General features: G+C 35.4%; 18 protein-coding genes and 2 pseudogenes. 10 read left to right on the top strand and 10 right to left on the bottom strand.

The genetic code is table 11. The features are described from left to right. Positions 1-354: 354 nt before the first annotated feature. From Q8G36_RS25435 to Q8G36_RS25420, 5 genes and pseudogenes are all read right to left on the bottom strand, one after another. Positions 355-1,536 (bottom strand): MFS transporter, encoded by a 1,182-nt coding sequence (locus Q8G36_RS25435; protein WP_305162557.1) that lies wholly within the window; start codon positions 1,534-1,536, stop codon positions 355-357. Between the two features lie 41 nt (positions 1,537-1,577). Continuing rightward, positions 1,578-1,736: a hypothetical protein gene (locus tag Q8G36_RS25430; protein ID WP_305162556.1), complete on the bottom strand. Its 159-nt coding sequence runs from the start codon at positions 1,734-1,736 to the stop codon at positions 1,578-1,580. Between the two features lie 21 nt (positions 1,737-1,757). Further along, a pseudogene (locus tag Q8G36_RS29460) lies at positions 1,758-1,853 on the bottom strand (MarR family winged helix-turn-helix transcriptional regulator); the annotation flags it as partial. Between the two features lie 126 nt (positions 1,854-1,979). Beyond that, positions 1,980-3,185, bottom strand: coding sequence for an MFS transporter (locus Q8G36_RS25425; RefSeq protein ID WP_370694122.1), 1,206 nt, complete (start codon positions 3,183-3,185; stop codon positions 1,980-1,982). Between the two features lie 36 nt (positions 3,186-3,221). Continuing rightward, positions 3,222-3,983: an MBL fold metallo-hydrolase gene (locus tag Q8G36_RS25420; protein ID WP_305162554.1), complete on the bottom strand. Its 762-nt coding sequence runs from the start codon at positions 3,981-3,983 to the stop codon at positions 3,222-3,224. A gap of 117 nt (positions 3,984-4,100) precedes the next feature. Between Q8G36_RS25420 and Q8G36_RS25415 the strand changes: the two genes are divergently transcribed. From Q8G36_RS25415 to Q8G36_RS25390, 6 genes are all read left to right on the top strand, one after another. Continuing rightward, entirely contained in the window at positions 4,101-4,511 is a 411-nt protein-coding gene (locus Q8G36_RS25415; protein WP_283917486.1) for an Lrp/AsnC family transcriptional regulator, read from the top strand. Positions 4,512-4,872: 361 nt separating this feature from the next. Next, entirely contained in the window at positions 4,873-5,550 is a 678-nt protein-coding gene (locus Q8G36_RS25410) for a tyrosine-type recombinase/integrase (protein ID WP_305162558.1), read from the top strand. 147 nt (positions 5,551-5,697) lie between these two features. Further along, positions 5,698-6,123 (top strand): 3-hydroxyacyl-ACP dehydratase FabZ, encoded by a 426-nt coding sequence (gene fabZ, locus Q8G36_RS25405; protein WP_305162552.1) that lies wholly within the window; start codon positions 5,698-5,700, stop codon positions 6,121-6,123. A 464-nt stretch (positions 6,124-6,587) separates the two neighbouring features. Next, a complete protein-coding gene (locus Q8G36_RS25400) occupies positions 6,588-7,970 on the top strand; it encodes a PLP-dependent aminotransferase family protein (RefSeq protein WP_305162551.1) in 1,383 nt (460 codons plus the stop codon). Between the two features lie 202 nt (positions 7,971-8,172). Then, positions 8,173-9,375 carry a PLP-dependent aminotransferase family protein gene (locus Q8G36_RS25395; protein ID WP_305162550.1) on the top strand — a complete coding sequence of 401 codons (1,203 nt, stop codon included), beginning with the start codon at positions 8,173-8,175 and terminating at the stop codon, positions 9,373-9,375. A 317-nt stretch (positions 9,376-9,692) separates the two neighbouring features. Continuing rightward, the gene (locus Q8G36_RS25390; RefSeq protein ID WP_305162549.1) at positions 9,693-10,586 is read left to right on the top strand and encodes a DMT family transporter; all 894 of its coding nucleotides are present in this window, start codon (positions 9,693-9,695) and stop codon (positions 10,584-10,586) included. Positions 10,587-11,003: 417 nt separating this feature from the next. Here the strand turns inward: Q8G36_RS25390 and Q8G36_RS25385 are convergent, their stop codons facing one another. Further along, positions 11,004-11,135: a hypothetical protein gene (locus Q8G36_RS25385; RefSeq protein ID WP_305162548.1), complete on the bottom strand. Its 132-nt coding sequence runs from the start codon at positions 11,133-11,135 to the stop codon at positions 11,004-11,006. Positions 11,136-11,946: 811 nt separating this feature from the next. Between Q8G36_RS25385 and Q8G36_RS25380 the strand changes: the two genes are divergently transcribed. Further along, positions 11,947-12,069: a hypothetical protein gene (locus Q8G36_RS25380; protein ID WP_305162547.1), complete on the top strand. Its 123-nt coding sequence runs from the start codon at positions 11,947-11,949 to the stop codon at positions 12,067-12,069. A 386-nt stretch (positions 12,070-12,455) separates the two neighbouring features. Here Q8G36_RS25380 and Q8G36_RS25375 read toward each other — a convergent pair whose 3' ends face one another. Continuing rightward, entirely contained in the window at positions 12,456-12,998 is a 543-nt protein-coding gene (locus tag Q8G36_RS25375) for an acyl-CoA thioesterase (RefSeq protein ID WP_305162546.1), read from the bottom strand. Positions 12,999-13,133: 135 nt separating this feature from the next. Continuing rightward, positions 13,134-13,409, bottom strand: coding sequence for a hypothetical protein (locus Q8G36_RS25370; protein ID WP_305162545.1), 276 nt, complete (start codon positions 13,407-13,409; stop codon positions 13,134-13,136). Between the two features lie 447 nt (positions 13,410-13,856). On the opposite strand from Q8G36_RS25370, the gene Q8G36_RS25365 reads away from it, so the two are divergent. From Q8G36_RS25365 to Q8G36_RS25360, 3 genes are all read left to right on the top strand, one after another. Further along, complete coding sequence (locus Q8G36_RS25365; protein ID WP_305162543.1) at positions 13,857-14,264, top strand: GNAT family N-acetyltransferase; 408 nt, start codon at positions 13,857-13,859, stop codon at positions 14,262-14,264. A 434-nt stretch (positions 14,265-14,698) separates the two neighbouring features. Continuing rightward, complete coding sequence (locus Q8G36_RS29090; RefSeq protein WP_336622995.1) at positions 14,699-14,812, top strand: hypothetical protein; 114 nt, start codon at positions 14,699-14,701, stop codon at positions 14,810-14,812. A gap of 85 nt (positions 14,813-14,897) precedes the next feature. Beyond that, on the top strand, positions 14,898-16,166 hold the full coding sequence (locus tag Q8G36_RS25360; protein WP_305162542.1) for an MFS transporter: 1,269 nt from the start codon (positions 14,898-14,900) through the stop codon (positions 16,164-16,166). 462 nt (positions 16,167-16,628) lie between these two features. Here Q8G36_RS25360 and Q8G36_RS25355 read toward each other — a convergent pair. After that, a pseudogene (locus tag Q8G36_RS25355) lies at positions 16,629-17,278 on the bottom strand (Vat family streptogramin A O-acetyltransferase). Positions 17,279-17,424: 146 nt separating this feature from the next. Then, positions 17,425-17,814, bottom strand: coding sequence for a virginiamycin B lyase family protein (locus Q8G36_RS25350; RefSeq protein WP_305162541.1), 390 nt, complete (start codon positions 17,812-17,814; stop codon positions 17,425-17,427). Positions 17,815-17,955 lie beyond the last annotated feature (141 nt).

Genomic DNA, 17,955 nt, shown 5'->3' with positions numbered 1-17,955 from the left:
ATGGGTTAGTCAATCTATATGAACGATATACAAAACTACGTCAGACTTAAACTGAACCGCCGTATACCGAACGGTATGTACGGTGGTGTGAGAGGTCGGAGGCTAGGCGCCTCCTCCTACTCGATTTTATGAAACTATCGGGGCAGGGATAGTTGTTTTGATCTTTATTCAACATTTGGTCCAGTTTATGGAATAAAGATTAGCAAAAAGCTAAGAAAATTTTCTCTTAGCTTTTTGTGTGTTGAGGCATTATTTTCTACCAACAGTAAGGGAAACTGAACCATCTGCAGGGCTGAATGACGCAGTTACTTTTCTTCCATTATCTTTTAAGAGGTAGTGGACTTCCAAAGGGAATTAATTAAAAGTAGGTTTCTTTAGTTTTACTGTTGAAATTATAAAGGCGATTATAAGTATAATTGCTGCAAATATATACGGTATATCGATATGGATATCAAATAAAATACCACCAACGATAGGGCCTAATATAATTCCTAAGCTTGTATAAGCAGAGTTCATACCAGCAATGAAGCCCTGATTCTCCCCAGCAATTTTTGATAAAAATGATGTTACAGCTGGACGTAAAATGTCGCAAGAGAAGAATACAATGCTTGTAATGGCAATGATGAGCCAGTAACCGTCAATTAAAATAGTCACAAAAATAAAAATCGCAGCCGATAATAGAGACATAGTAATAATCAATTTCTCTCCAAATAACGATACAAGCTTATCAAAGAATAATATTTGCGCAACAACCCCAGCAATGGAACCGACTGTGATAATAATTGAAATATCACGTACAGTAAAACCAAACTTTTCATCAACGAATAAGCTTAACATCATTTCATAAATTGCAAGTCCAAATGCAAGTACAAACACGATGAATAATGGCGTGAAGTACTGCGGATTGAATGACTTTTTAAATTCTTGAATAATTTGTGGACGTACATTCGATTCGCGATTTTTTTGAAGCTGCCCTTTTGAAATTGGCTCTTCTAATACGATAAAAATGACAATTGCAGTGATAAATGAGATTGCAGCAGCAAAGAAGAATGGGGCACGAATGCCCAGCTCTGCAATGAACCCACCGATTGCGGGTCCAATAATAAACCCTAAGCTAATCGCAGCCGATTGGTAGCCTAACGCTTTTGCTCGATTCGCCATCGTTGTTTTATCTGCAATATACGTAATTACTGCCGGCATAATAAAGGCTTCACTCACGCCGCCTAATAGTCGGCTAACAAACAGTACCCATGTTTCGTTTCCGAATCCAAATAAAAGTTTAGAAAACGAGAATAATAGTAAGCCAATCACAATCATTTTTTTTCGACCGATTGTATCAACCCAAATGCCGGTAAAAGGAGAGGCAAGTAATTGAGCAACGGCCATTACAGCGTATAAGTATCCGACATTAGCACCACTAAGACTTAATTCCTCCGCGATGGAAGGCATGACCGGTACTACTAATCCAATCCCTACATATGCAATAAATAAACTAGATAATACAAGTGCGATAGACACTTTTTCTTTTCGATTCATGATGAATTATTTCCTCAAATGACATCAATACAGGCGCTATCCTATTTTAAGGACTTTGAAATAGATGCATTCACTTTCTTCATAGTTTGTAGTACATTTCGCAGACTTTCTAGCTCGATATCCGTATAATGTTTCTCGACAAATTCCTCGTCGGCTTCCTCGATTAATGCTTGATAAGCCAATCCCTCTTCAGCTAACACGATGAAAAATTCACGGTGATTATTTGGATTGCTCTCTCGTTTAATAAAATGTTGTGCTTCAAGTTTTGATAATACTTGGCTTACAGCACGTTTTGAAATCGCAAACTGCTGTGCGATTTCAAAACGTCGTTTAATTCCTTAAATATTTTTCGGTAATTTGAAAGCATATAATCCTCCTTAAAATATAAAGTTAAGTTAAAAGGACATCCAGATTGCTGTAGGATGTCCTTTGCCAAACATTTATTAACTTGATTCAGCCATACGTAACCGATATGCACGTTCTTTTTTGCCGTATAGGAAGTAGTAGAGGGTAGACGTTGCAAAGACGACGATACCCAAAATCGCATACAGGGCATTATAACCGGTTGTTGGAATGACCAATCCAAGAAGTGAAGGGCCAAATCCATTACCTATGTCAAAAGATATAAAGAAAGTGGCTGTGGCGAGGCCCATGCGGTGAGGTGCAGCCAAATTAACTGCTATTGTCTGACCTACTGACAAAATGTTACCAAAGCCAAAACCAATCAAAGCACCTGCTAATAAGAAGGTTACACTGTTGTTTGCTGAACTGAGGAGCAGCATTCCGACTCCAAAAAGGATAAAGGCCGGATACATAATAAAGTTTGCTCCTTTTCTGTCCATCAACCGGCCGGTGAATGGTCGTGATACCAAGACAGAGGCTGTATATACAATAAAGAAAAAGCTTGCCGTATCCACTAAATCTAACTTGATAGCATATAAATTTAAATAAGAAAGAACACCGGAGAAACAGAAGGCCATCGTAAGGATAATGATACCAATGGGAAGTGCTTTTGGCTCAATGAAGCCGGAAAGCTTAAATCCTACATTTTCGTGTTTCATTTTCGTTGTTTTCGATAAAGGGATATTAACGAAGAATCCGGTTACTAAGCTAATAATCCCTAAAACAAGGCTGAAACTAAAAATCATGTCGAAGCTTTTATGCTGACTCATGTAAAGGCCAATGAATGGACCGAGTCCAGTAGCCAGTGCTGTACTTACAGCAAAGTAGCCAATTCCTTCCCCTCTCCGTAATTCCGGTATTGTGAGGGCGACAATCGTACCAATTACGGTAGTCGCTATACCCACTGTAATACCGTTTACGAACCGGCTCATTATGAGAAAGGAAATCCCGTAATCTATAAAGTATAACAATGTAGTTAATGTAAAAAAGATTAACCCGATCATTAATATTCGTTTTGGCCCAATTGTATTCATGAACGGCCCGGTAAACAAACGACCGATTAATGCCCCGATAATGAAAATACCGGCTACAAGACCAGCTTGGCTTGTAGATGCATTGAATTCATTTAAAGCATAAAGGGTGATTGTTGCATTTAATAAAAAGAATATTAATGTTAAGAAAAAATTAACTAAAGAAAGAATGATAAAATCTTTCGTCCACACTTTAGATTTTGTTTGCATTTTCATCTCCTCCCTTCATGATATTTTTGTTCATTTTTCAACCTATAATGAGTATGATTCGCCATCATCTGGGATTAAAACAGTAGAAGAGATTCCCTTTTCATCAAGAAAGCTTTTTAATTCTTTTTTTGATAGTGTCCAGTGATTGACGGCTTCCATGTGGCTCACAATAATCTGAGCGTTAGGGGCAGACTTGTACACTTCATATATATCCTCTTTCCCCATGATGAGTGAACCGCCTTCAAAGAATTGATTATTTCCACCATTTACAGCAATGATTTCTGGTTTATTTGTATCAATCACTTCTTGGACTGCGTCATACCATACTGTATCTCCAGCTACATATAACGTTTTTTCATTTGAGTGTTTGAAGACAACGCCACATACTAATCCAGCAAGTTTTAATATTTCTCCTCTTCCGTGCTCGCCTTTTGTTTTGATTAATTGGATACCCTCAAAGACTGTATCTTCTTGTAAAACCTCTACATTTTGGAAACCGGCGTTTCTAACTTCTGTAGCATCTTCCTCATTTTGAACAAACATTTTGATATCTTTTGGCAATACCTCTTTGGCCACATCATCAAAGTGGTCTAGATGTAGGTGAGTGACAATGACAGCATCTATATCATGAATAATATTTTCAATCGATGTTGGTAAACTAACTAAAGGATTAAATTGATCTTGTCTTAATGAATTTGGGAACGGTGGGTACGTACCTTTCTCAGCTAACATCGGATCTATTAAAAACTTTTTGCCTGCATATTCGACAACAAGTGTGGCATTTCGAATTTGTTTAATATTCATCTTTATCGCTCCTATTCTTTAATATACGTATAGTTTATACTATGGACAATTAGCAAATACATAGATAAAATCAAGTCTTTTGGCCCTTTGACTTGATAATTGAAAGGATTTGAATAAATGTTAGATAATACGGATATGGGTATCTTACATGAACTATCCAAAAACAGTCGAATCACGATGAAAGAATTGGGGGAGAAAGTCCATTTGACTGGTCAAGCAGCTGCATCTAGAGTTGCTAAATTGGAGGATAATGGAGTGATTGAGGGATATGCCATTAAAGTTAATCAAGTTAAATTAGGTTGTTTTATCCATGCTTTTATTACTATCATTACACAAAGCACTTATCACCAACCTTATCTGTCGTTCATAAAAACACAAGAACAATACATCATAAATAACTATAAAATCAGTGGAGATGGCTGTTATCTTCTCGAATGCAAATTTCCATCAAATGAACTTTTAAATCAATTTTTGGAAGACTTAAACGAGCATGCAAATTATAAATTATCAATTGTTATTAATAAATAGTGTAATATGGGGAGTTTGTGAAAAAATCTACTTAAATTAACGGGTGCGTTAGCTGAAGATTAAAGCCTGTTTTAAGGCAGTTTTTCTTCTTTAGCTAACAGGTGTTATTACTTAATATAAAAATCTACTAATCTAGTATAATAGTTCTTCTTTTGTCTATACTGTCAATTAATATGGTATAGATTGGAGAGAAACAAATAGGATCTTAACTGATGTATGGGGTTTATATAAGGCAGATAAGCAAATCCAAGGTTATTCTCCACAAACATTAAAGGCCTATTATGTCCAATTTAACTTGTTGGTGAATAGTTTTGGAAATATATCCATTCAAGAACTTTCAACTAATTCTCTTTAAGTTTATCTGGGAAAAGCAGCTGAAAAGCTTAAGCCATCCAGTCTGGGTCACAGAATTCGATTTATTAAATCTTTATTTAGATGGGCTCATGATGAACATTTAATTAATGGAAATCCTGCTTCCAAAATCAAGGAACCAAAATTAGAATTAAGGGTACCAAAATACTTGTCTGAAGAAGAAATTGAACATTTGCGGGAAGCTTGTCATACAACATTCGAAAATGCTTTATTTGAGTTTATGTATTCAACAGGATGCAGAATTGGTGAAGCAATAACTCTAGATAGGGCCTCAATCAACTTCTCTAATCAATCAGCAATCGTTTTAGGTAAAGGGCGTAAAGAACGAGAAGTATATTTCAATACTCGTTGTGAAATATGGTTGAAGCGATATTTAAGTGAGCGAAAAGATCATGAGGAAGCACTATTTGTGACAACACGCGCACCCCATCGAATGAGTATTTCTCAAGCGAGAAACATTATAAAACTGGTAGCAAAGAGAACGGACATTAAAAAGAGCATTCATCCCCACCAGCTTAGACATAGTTACGCCACAAATTTATTGAATAATGGAGCGCTTCTAGAAGTGATTCAAAATTTAATGGGGCATGAAAAAAGTGAAACCACAAAAATTTATGCATATCTAAGTGGTGCAATTCGCAGAGACTTGTATAGAAAGTATTTTTAAGGGACCGAGGGTCCTTTTTATTTTGTTCTTAATACACTAACGGGGCAGGATAGTTGCATAAGGGTAATTTTTTAGTACCAACTATTAATACCAAGTGATAATATAAATAGATATTAATAAAATAGTATTGTTATGGGGGCTTTAATGATGTTAGATACTCAAAAAATTAAGGAAGTAATTAGACATCGTTATCCATTTCTTTTAGTGGATAGGATTTTGGAATTAGAAGAAGGAAAAAGAGCAGTTGGTATAAAAAATGTTACAGCAAATGAGAATTTTTTTAACGGGCACTTCCCCAATTACCCAGTTATGCCAGGTGTATTAATTGTAGAAGCATTAGCTCAAGTAAGTTCAGTTGTGATGTTAACTAAAGAAGGAAACGAAGGACGATTAGGGCTTTTAGCAGGTATAGATAAATGTCGTTTTAAAAAGCAAGTAAAACCAGGAGATCAACTTCGTCTTGAGGTTGAAATCACTAGATTAAAAGGTCTTATAGGGAAAGGTAAAGGTATAGCTACAGTTGATGGAGAATTAGTTTGCGAAACAGAAATAATATTTGCATTTGGTGATTAAAAGCTATTAATTTTAAAAATGTTATTCAGATTCTTGAACAAACGTGTATCCTCTTAGATAAGAGCTGTCTTTAATCTTATGGAACTATCGGGCAGGATAGTTGTAAAGTGCTGTTTGATCTTTAATTGGGCCATATTCTGGAGTAAATGATTGTGCAAATGACTAAAATTTGAAATAGTTGTTATTAAGCTAAATGTCAGGATTGTTGAAGGAGTAATGCTTTTATTAATAAGGAATGTTAATGATGGATAAAAAAGGTAACACTGAGTCTGCAAGTAACTCCATAGTTTTTTCTTCCACTAATGGGTTCCTTTCCAGAATATCCATGCTGCGTGAATATTCCAGGGCACGAGCGTTCCGCACACTACTAGTAAAAAATTTTAAAAGAATTTATGGATTTGAATTTGTTGCCATACAATTTTATAATTGTATGATTACTGATTGTATGAAAAAGGATGAGGAATGTGCCGGTTAATTCGTTTGAGGATTATCCAATGACATGGAAGCCGACAATAAATCGAGAAGACAGACCGATTTATCAGGCATTAGCTAAGCAGTTAGAATATGACATTATAGAGGGGCGCTTAGTGCCTGGCACGAAACTTCCACCACAAAGGGAGTTAGCGGATTACTTAGAGGTGAATCTAAGTACGATTTCGAAAGCTTTTAAAGTATCTGAGTTAAAAGGACTGGTCAGTGCGACCATTGGTAGTGGCACTTATGTTTCGTATGATGCGATTTCGAACGCTTATTTGCTTGCAGAAGAAAAGCCAAAGCATTTAATTGAAATGGGAGCAATTTTACCAGATCGTGTGTCGTATGGACCTTTATTTGACTTATTGCAATCGATGTTACAAGAATCAGATTGTGCGAGATGGTTTGGATACAGTCGGCCAGGCGATGCGATTTGGCAAAAAGATGCAGGCGTCAAATTATTGAAATTTGCCGGTTTTGAAACGACTAGAGAACATATCTTACTTGCTAATGGCGGACAAAACGCCATCACAGCAACACTTGCAGGCCTTTGTCAGCATGGAGATCGAATTGGTGTAGATCACCATACATATCCAGGCTTAAAGACAGCAGCCGCGATGCTGGGGATTCAGCTTGTACCAATTCGTTCAGAATCTGATGAAATGAGTCCGGAAGCACTTCTTTATGCATGTAAAAATGAAAATATTAAAGGATTATACATTATTCCAGATTACCAGAATCCGATGACTTATACGATGAGCGTTGAAACTCGTAAGGCTATTGCTGAGATTGCTGTAAAGTATAATTTATTTATTATTGAAGATGGAGCGTATCATTTAATCCAAGAAAAAGTGTTGCCAGCTGTAGCGACATATGCCCCTGAGCATACGATTTATATAGCGAGTTTATCTAAATCGATGGCACCTGGACTCCGTCTTGCTTATGTGGCAGTTCCTTTAAAATACCTGGATTCTACTCGAAAAGCTCTTTATAATTTAAATATTTCCGTATCCCCACTTCTTGCTGAGTTAGCATCACGAGTAATTGTATCGAATCAGTTTGAAAACATTGTTGCATTTCATAAAGAGGAAACAAAAGCTCGCAATCAGTTGGTTAATCAATATTTAGGTAAAGAGAACTGTTTAGGTGAAGAAACAGGGATTTTTCATTGGTTACATTTGCCGCATCAGTATACAGGTGACCAATTTGAACAACTAGCTGCAGCACAAGGTGTACAGGTATATAGTGGAGGGCGATTTGCGGTAGGTAATGTCGCACCAGCAAATGCCGTACGTGTGGGGATTTGTGCTCCAGAAACGAGAGAGGAACTTGAAAGAGCTCTTATAATACTAAGAAAAATAATTGAAATGTAAAATAAATATTGTTTGCCATACAATAATTATATTGTATGGCTTTTTTTTTACGTGTTATGATAATTCAAACTTAGTTGGGGATGAAAGAAAATATAATTTTGGTGTCATAGGCTTATCCCTTTATTAAAAAATCTGAATATTCCAATAAAATTAAAAGTGGTAGGTAAAAAAATTGAAATGTTAAAGGAAGGAATGTTTACAAATGGAAAATAAATTTGCTGAGAGGGCCCGTCTAGTTAATTCTTCTGAGACCCGTGAAATTTTAAAAGTAACAGAAAGGCCAGAAGTCATTTCTTTTGCGGGAGGACTTCCAGCTCCGGAGCTGTTTCCTGTTGAAGCCCTTAAAGTTGCTTGCAATGTTGTATTGAATGAAGAGGGCGCGGCGTCTCTTCAATATAGTACTACTGAAGGCTATGGTCCGTTGAGAGAAGCTATTTGTCAAAGGATGAAAGCCATTGGGATTAACTCTGCTATTAACAATGTTCTTATCACTTCAGGGTCCCAGCAAGCAATAGATCTTACTGGAAGATTATTTATCAACGAAGGAGATACCATTATTTGTGAAAGCCCAACCTATCTTGCAGCCATTAATGCATTTAAATCATACAATGCACAATTTGTGGAAGTAGCCATGGACAATGATGGGATGATAATGGAAGAGCTAGAGCGGAAACTGCAAGAGCATCCTGGCGCAAAATTCATCTATACTATTCCCGATTTCCAGAACCCTACAGGTCGTACATTAACACTTCAAAGACGTAAAAGAATGATCGAACTTGCTAATCAATACGATGTACTGATTGTAGAAGATAATCCTTATGGAGCTATTAGGTTTGCTGGAGAGGGAATCCCGCCAGTGAAACATTTTGACACAGAGAACAGAGTAATTTATATGAGCACGTTCTCTAAAATTTTCACTCCAGGCATGCGAATTGGATGGATTTGTGCAGATCAATCGTTTATTGATAAGTACGTGGCTTTCAAGCAAACAGCTGATTTACATACCGACAGCTTTGCTCAAAGGATAACAGCTAAGTATATGGAACTTTACGAGATGGAAGAGCATATTAAAAAAATCAAAGCAGTATATAAAGCAAGATGTACAAAAATGTTAAAATGCATAAAAGAATTCTTTCCGGAAAATTTGTCTTACAGTAAGCCAGAAGGTGGTTTGTTTATTTGGGTTGAGCTCCCAGAGGGGGTTGATTCCAAACATATATTTACAGAGTGCTTGAAAAATAATGTTGCTTGTGTTCCTGGTGTTCCATTCTTTCCAAATGGCACACAGAAGAACACTTTACGTTTAAATTACTCGAATATGCCTGAAGACCAAATCATTGAAGGCATGAAGCGTATGGGTGATGTATTACATCGTGAACTAAATAAAGAGACAATATGTTTGTAACTAAAGGAAACAAAAAATAATTAAATCAACCACACCAAAACCACTAATAAATATATTTACCTTCTAAATGTTTAATGAAACCACTATTCTTAAAATAACCAATTCAAAAAATAAGATTATAATTGTATTATTAATAAATCTTACATTTGAATAATCAGGAGGCTTATTATGCCAATATCATTTATAAATCCATACATTACAAAGCCCGTTTCGACATCACCACCACCACCATTTACTCCTTTATATACGCTTATATATAAAACAGATTAAGAATCTGCGAAATATATAAGCTGTTTCGCAGATTCGAAGGAGTAGACATGAAATCTAAAATTCAGTTTATATTATCAATGATTATTTTCGGTACAATGGGTTTAGTTGTAAAATACATTGATTTATCTTCGAGTGAAACAGCTTTTCTAAGTAGTTCAATTGGGTGTCTATTTTTAGTGTTTGTATTTTTCATTATGAAGAAATCCATTCCATGGAAATTGGTGAAAGGTAATACTTCTACCCTTTTTCTTTCTGCGATCGCATTGGGAGGGAATTGGATTTTTCTTTATCAATCCTACGATCATACAACACTCGCTAATGCAACACTGGGGTATTATTTTGCGCCAGTGTTTGTCATGGTTCTCTCACCATTTGTACTTAAGGAGCTTTTACCAATTAAAAAGATTGTTTGTATTGGTGTTGCGATATTAGGTATGTTATTGATTATTGGAAACGGCATTAGCGCCTCTGGTAAAGATGATCTATTTGGAATCCTTTTCGGGTTAGTTGCGGCTGCATTTTACGCAGCCTTAATGTTATTAAATAAATTCATTCGAAACATGGGCATGTTAGAGATTACAATCATTCAACTTGGAACAACTGCTTTACTTCTCTTTCCCTATGTATTATTCACTGAGGGATTTGGTATCTTGGAAGTATCAAGATCTTCCATTCCTTTTATAATACTCTTAGGCGTTGTTAACACTGGTATTGGCTTTTGGTTATTTTTTTCTGGGATGCTAAAGTTAAAGGGACAAAATATTGCTATGCTAAGCTATGTAGATCCTTTTGTAGCTATACTGATTTCTGCTGTAATCTTACAGGAAAAAATGACAATTGTTCAAATCATAGGTGGCACACTCCTTTTAGGTTCAACTTTTATTAGTGAAAATAATTCAATTAATTTTCGAAAACGGCACACGAAGATTTTAACAAAATAAAGGAACATGTCAGTGAGGTGAAATCCCTCACTGCTTTTTTACTATATTCCAAGTAAAAAGCCTAAGCTTTATTAATCACCTTACTTCCACTAAACTACTTCTTTATTAAACGGACGTACAGTTGTGCCAACTCAACAATATGTCTAATAGAATTCCCACGGTAAATTTATTATTTCTTACGAATGCTCGCTAACAGGTGCCTCGATAAGGAAGGTAGCTGAGGTAACCCTTTTGTTATGCAGAAAGGGGCAGTTTAGTTCAAGTAGCATAGTTTATTCGAACTGTATTTAAATTACTTTGGAATATTTTTTTATTTACTACGAATCCTAATTTTAGGAGGCGGAAAAAATAAAAAAACAAGAAAAGTCAAAAAAACTTGGCCAAAAAGCAGATTCAATGAATGCTATGGATCAGGGGTTAAACTTGTTTCCGCAAATATTTAATAACGCTACTGGTATTGACAAGGGGAACGACGGTAAAATCAATAAAAATGATTAAATTGAACGCCTTTTTTTGCGTTTTTCTCTCTTCTCTAATGATATTCTCCACTCTGATCCCTCCTTCACAGTTTGTGTCAACTCAACAATAAGTTTATAAAACTAACAGGTGTATTAGCTTAAGCTTGGAGCTGTCTTTATGGCAGCGTTTTCTGTATGCAACAAATGAAATAAGCTTTTTAGGGTAATTCAATAAAATATCAAATGGCTTACTTCTTAAAGTTAAAAGACTGATATAAAGTGTTGATTGGATAGATAAAACTTTTTAATGAAAATAACTAAAAGGACTTGAGCCTAACACAGTGTCAGGTTGTATAGTAAGGTTGCCGGCAAAAAACGATGGAATGAATTCGTCAATAAGTTGACGGGGATCCTGAGGTATCCAAAGCAGCTGAACGTTATTGGCTTAAATAATAAACAGCTTTCCGACTACATCCAGAAGGCTATGTCACACATTTAATGAATTAAAAATTCGTTTTTCTTTGTTAAAAAAACCGTATGCTAAATTTAGCATACGGTTTTTTTAGAAATTCTCGTTGAACGAACATGTCTTGCTGCATTCATTCGTAAACAAATGTCCGGTAAGACCATTGATATTCAGTTCCTCTAAAACGGTTATTAGAAATAATGGTTAGTTAAATTCATGAGGTGGTTTCGATGAAATTTTTAAATCTTATTGCTGGTGTTTAAATACTAAAGGGGTAGTAAAGTTGAAGAAGAATCTCAAATAGCATAGCCTGCAAAAAAGAACGCAAACTAAAAATACTGGTTGCCGATAACGAAAAAGGAAAATAACATAGTGTATTTATTAATGTTGGCATCCAAGTTGTATAACTAAATCAATCTACAGGGGTGGTGAAAAAATGTCTAAAAATAAGAATAAGCAATTTAAGAATAATAATGCTTTACCTAAAACGGATGTAGAATTTGCGAATAATGGACTTGAAAAAATAGCATTAAAAGCTCAGGAAAGAAAAAAAAAGTAAACATATGTGACTTTAAAACTATCCCTCAAAAAACTAAAATTTTTTTTGGGGGATACATAAATTATCGTCCAAAATAATGATTTGTTTCCCTTATATCTTCTTCTTGTATACCTCTCTGAATTCGATTAAACCTTTGTTAATGTGAAATTTCCAAGTACTTCAACGTTAAACAAGCTAAGGAAGGGGATGTTAAATCCATTCAACTGCATCTAAAGAGAATAAGAAGGTGATGAAATGTCCCGTAAGTGGAATTGTTGAGGTAATGCGCCGAACTAATTATTGAAGAATATAATGTTAATCGTTATCAATAGAAGAAAAAAGCCTCTGCTCACGGGAGTAAAGGCTCAGAAGATTTTTATTTTTATTTTTCGTAGATTGGTTTACCCTTATCCGTTAAGAAGCTTAGCATGAACTATATGTTCCCAGGGATAATTTGTAGTTAAAAATGCAGCCAATTCCTTACTGTTTTGTTTCCTTTCCTTACGAATTCTTGCTCGATCAGGTGCGGTTTCATGTAACTTTCGCTCTTCTTCTGTTTCAGGAATGACTTGTGGAACACGTGTTGGCCGGTTATGTTGATCAAGTGCTACAAAAGTTAATAGTGCAGTTGCTGCGATTTTACGTTTACCGCTAATTAAGTCTTCTGCAATAATTTTAACGAAAACCTCCATCGATGAGGTGCCTGTCCATGTTACATAAGATTCAAAGGAGACTGCATCTGTTGTTTGAATTGGATGTAAAAAATCAACTGAATCTGTTGAAGCAGTTACACATTCCCTACGGCTATGACGCGCTGCAGAAGTTGAGGATACTTGATCCAAGTGACTCATCAAACGGCCACCGAACAAAGTATTATGATTTTTTACATCATTTGGAAAAATCCGGCTTGTTCTTATAACTCTTGATTCTTTACAGTATTTAGTTTCCATTAACATATCTCCCCTTTAATTTATAAACCCCTTTATATCCATTGCTGTAATTACTCATTCCTAAAATAGTGAAACTTTCTCTTTCATATCATTCGATTTTGAACAAGGTGCTTATTAGCGAAAAATTCTGAATTTTTATACGTTAACTAATTCATGATCATTAAAATAAATTACTTCTGTTAGGATTTTACAACCTTGCATCCTCCTGAAAGCATCTTTAGCTTCTTTTTCAGAGTCAAACTCATATATTTTAATGTTGTTCTTTGAATGAACAGTGATTACCCACATAATAGGCCTCCAATAAAAAATTTTATAAATTTGTTTTTCCTTTAGAATGATAAATCGACCATTAACTTTGCGCAGTTTTTCAGCAACTTCTTTTTCTGAGTAGTGGAATAAAATTTTAACCAAATCCGGTTTTGATTCTCCTTATTTTTAAACCTTTTTGATTAACGTCATATGTGTGTACCTCCTAAGTTTTTAAATCTTTATCAATCTACAATGCAAGTATCGGGCCAACTTCTTTTCTCAAGGTAATTCGCAGCTTTAAAAGAGTTTTAGAAACTATAGACTGCCAATTTTTTTTGCATGAATAATTTTTGTGTGTCGATTGCAAAATATTTTTGCACTCATCTGCCACCTTCAGGAAGGAGTTCTTCATTAATTGGTATGGGTGCGATTCTTGAAGAAGTTTCGCTTTTCATATAGAACTAACGGTGCTTTACTTCTATAAGGAGTTGCCTCAGCAGCTCTTTTTCTTATGAGCTAAAGGGGAAGGTTTGTAGAAGGGGATATGTAAAAAAGTATACAAATTTATTGATATAAAGCTGTAAGATACAAAAATTCAAGGAGGCTTATATGGAAAGAACTATACATTATACAATAGAACCCCCTGAAAATTTTAAGCAATTAATAACCTTATATGATTCTTTAGGCTGGAATTCACTTAAATTAACTGTTAATGATTTGAAACAAATGTGCAATCAAAGTTGGTATGCAATATATGCTTTTAATGAACAACAGTTAGTGGGTATGGGACGTGTTATTTCAGATGGTGTGATTACTGGAATTGTATGTGGAGTGTGTGTACTACCGAGCTACCAGTCCAAAGGAATCGGCAAAGAAATGTTGAATCGAATAATTGAACATTGTGAGCAAAATCGAATAATTCCTCAACTTATGTGTGTAGAAGGTTTGAAATCATATTATGAAACTTTTGGATTTGAGAAGTTTACCATTGGTATGACAAAGAATATAAATCGATAAATTTAATTTATTGTCTAATTTAGTTCAATAAGCGTAGTGTATATGTACTTCACAGTTTGATATTTACACAAACACACTCATTTTTGTTAAAATTAGGTAGTTTTAATAAATCTTTTAAGGACACAAATTTTTATAATCTAATTCCATTAAGGAGCAATTGTTGTGCAAGAAATACCAGGACTTATATCCATTCTAATCCCTACTTTGATCATTAACTTTTTATTTGATATCGTATCCTTGAAAATTCAAGGGTTCCTTGCATACATTATCAGAAAAACAGTTTGTACAGGTTCAACAAATTAAGCAAGAGTTCTTGGCATGGATGGGGTTTCACTTTCAGAACTTAAAGAATGGATGGATAAAGATGAAGGTATATTGTTGGATGTAAGACCTATGGTGAATATGAAGAAGCTCATATTCCTGGTGCAGTTTCTATGCCGATTGAAGAGTTAAGCGAGAAACATTCAACTTTACCAAGCAATTGTGATGTAGTTGCTTATTGTCGTGGTTGTTACTGTATAATGTCAGGGAAGCTGTTGAACTTTTAAGATCCAAAGGTGTTAATGCATTTCGTTTAGAGGAAGGTGTACATGATTGGAAGAAATTACAGAATGATAAATGAGGTCTTAACAAATGACTAGTAAAACATATCAAATGAACCAGGGTTATGTAGATCAAGAAAAACAAAAAATGTTATACAAACGTACATTAATTATTATAAGTATTTCACAAATTTTTGGTGGTGCTGGGTTAGCAGCTGGAGTTACGGTGGGGGCACTTCTTGCACAACAAATGCTTGGCACAGATGCATTTGCTGGAATTCCTTCGGGTTTATTTACTTTAGGGTCTGCAGGGGCTGCTTTAATCGTAGGGAGACTTTCTCAACGTTACGGTCGTCGTACAGGTCTAACAGCTGGTTTTATGATAGGTGGACTTGGAGCAATAGGAGTCATAACTGCAGCTATCATAAATAGCGTTTTCCTTTTATTTGCTTCCCTACTTATTTATGGTGCAGGAACAGCGACAAATTTACAAGCTCGTTACGCTGGTACGGACTTAGCAAACAATAAACAGCGGGCTACTGCCATTAGTATTACTATGGTGTTTACAACATTTGGTGCAGTTGTAGGTCCAAATTTAGTGAATGTAATGGGGGATTTTGCTCTTTCTATTGGCATTCCATCACTTGCTGGTCCTTTCATTTTATCAGCAGCAGCATTTATCTTAGCAGGTCTTGTACTTTTCGTTATGCTTCGCCCAGACCCATTAGTTATAGCAAGAACAATAGAAGCGTCCAACCAAGAAAGTAATCGAATAGAACATTCGACTGATACTGAACAAATAGAAAACAAAAGAGGTATTATTGTTGGTGCGACAATTATGGTCCTTACTCAAATTGTAATGGTGGCTATTATGACAATGACACCAGTTCATATGAGGCATCATGGACATAACTTGGGTGAAATAGGTCTTGTTATTGGATTTCATATAGGTGCAATGTATCTCCCTTCACTGGTTACAGGTGTCCTTGTTGATAAGTTTGGTCGTACTGCTATGGCTATTGCCTCTGGAGCTACGTTGCTTCTGGCAGGTTTAATATCAGCGATTGCACCAGGTGATTCTATGATTCTCCTAGTAATTGCTCTTTCTTTACTTGGATTAGGATGGAATTTTGGTTTAATAAGTGGGACTGCTCTTATTGTTGATTCAACTGAAACTTCAACTCGAGCTAAAACTCAAGGTACAGTGGATGTTTTAATTGCATTATCAGGAGCTTCTGGTGGAGCCTTATCTGGAATGATTGTGGCTGGTTCAAGTTATACAACATTATCATTTATTGGAGGGTTATTATCTTTATTATTGATTCCAGTGGTTATCTGGTCTCAGGGAAGTAAAAAATAAAATAACCAATTTCTCTACGAAATCAGTTTTTTTTGAACTAACAGGTGCTTTAGTTTAGGATCGGAGCTTTTTCTTAATGAATTAACGGGTGCGTAGTTAATTAAGGATCTAAAAATAAGTAAACTAAATTACTAGAAATTTTGATCAATCTTTAGCACAGCAAGAGAAATAAAAAAAGTCATTTCCTAACGTACAGGAAACGGCTTTTTTTGCTGGGATTTGCTTATCATACAAAATACCGAAGTTTGGCATTCGGTGATAAAAAAGCGACAAAACAAACAAAAAGAAAGAGCGTGTTTTAAAAGATTGATCAAAACAAGCTCTAAACATATTCAATTGAATGATTCTATTATAAAAAGTTTGATCATTTCTGTGATTTTTCCTCCACTAAAGTGTACGTTTGTAGAACAAGAAAATGATTCTTTTTCTGCCAAACACGGATTCTCGGAAGTTGTTACTTTGTCATATTTTATTTTTTAAATTTCTTAGACTCTCCATATCTCCACTTACTATCACATCAATATGGGCTGAAATGATATCAATATCTAAATCCCACCATTTAATTTCCAGCAATTCGTTAATAGTTTCTTCTGAAAAGCGGGTTTTAAGTTTCTTTTCGGATTTCCTCCAAAGATCGTGTAAGGTGCCTCTTTGGTAATAACCGATTTGGCTGCTACAATTGCACCATCCTCTATTTTTATTCCTGGCATAATGACAGTATCCATTCCTATCCAAACATCATTTCCAATTACGGTATCACCTTTAAACGGCAACTGATCTAACGTTGGCGTATATTTCTCCCAACCGTGTCCGAAAATATTGAATGGGTAGGTTGAAAAACCATCCATTCTATGGTTAGCTCCATTCATAATAAACGTTACACCAGGTGCTATGGCACAAAATTTCCCGATGACAAGTCGATCACCGAAGAATTCGTAGTGATATAACACTTGATCTTCAAAAGATTCACCATTTCTTGCATCGTAATATGAGTATTCACCCACAATAATGTTTGGTCTAGTAATTGTATTTTTTATAAATTGCACGACGCGATTTCCTTTAATCGGATATTTATCTTTAGGATTTGGACCATGTTGCTTATTTGATTCCATGGATATCCACTGCCTTTCAGGATTTTTATAATAAACTTAGCCGACCTATCTTATTGCATTCCTCAGCGAACCAAATGTCACCGTCAGGTCCAGCGACAATAAAAGAGGGGTAGGAGCCAGGAATCGGTAAATCATACTGAATAATTTCACCTGATGGTAAAATTTAACCCTATTCTATTTCCATTCATTTCAGTAAACCAAATGTCTTCATCGTGTCCTTCAGTTATTCCAAAAGGTGCTGAATTTGGACTCGGGAGAGTATATTCGATGATTTCACCTGTTACTGTAAGTTTTCCAATTTTATTCGCCCTATTTTCCGTAAACCATACATCAGCCTGAGTTGTGGAGATTATAGATAGCACACCTGCATTGGGTGTAGGAACAACGAAATGAGTGGCTTCACCGTTAACAGTCATTCGACCAATTTGATTTGCTTTATGTTGTGTAAACCATAGCGCACCATCTTTTCCATCAGTTATTCCATAAGGGCCTGAATCTATGTCAAGAAGTTCGTATTCGTCAATTTTTATCCCCACTATAATCCTCCTTCTTCTTGTATAAAATTCTTCTAGTAATTCAATATAAAATAATTGAATTCCTGTGAAAAAGTTTTTGCACAGCTTATTCTGAAGAGCTACGGCAATCAGCGATGACAAAGTAAAAAGTCATTGGTGAAG

The organism is Peribacillus frigoritolerans (assembly GCF_030676415.1).
Taxonomy (GTDB): Bacteria; Bacillota; Bacilli; order Bacillales; family DSM-1321; genus Peribacillus; species Peribacillus frigoritolerans_A.
The sequence above is the reverse complement of the archived record's forward strand: the minus strand, read 5'-3'. Positions and strand labels throughout refer to the sequence as shown.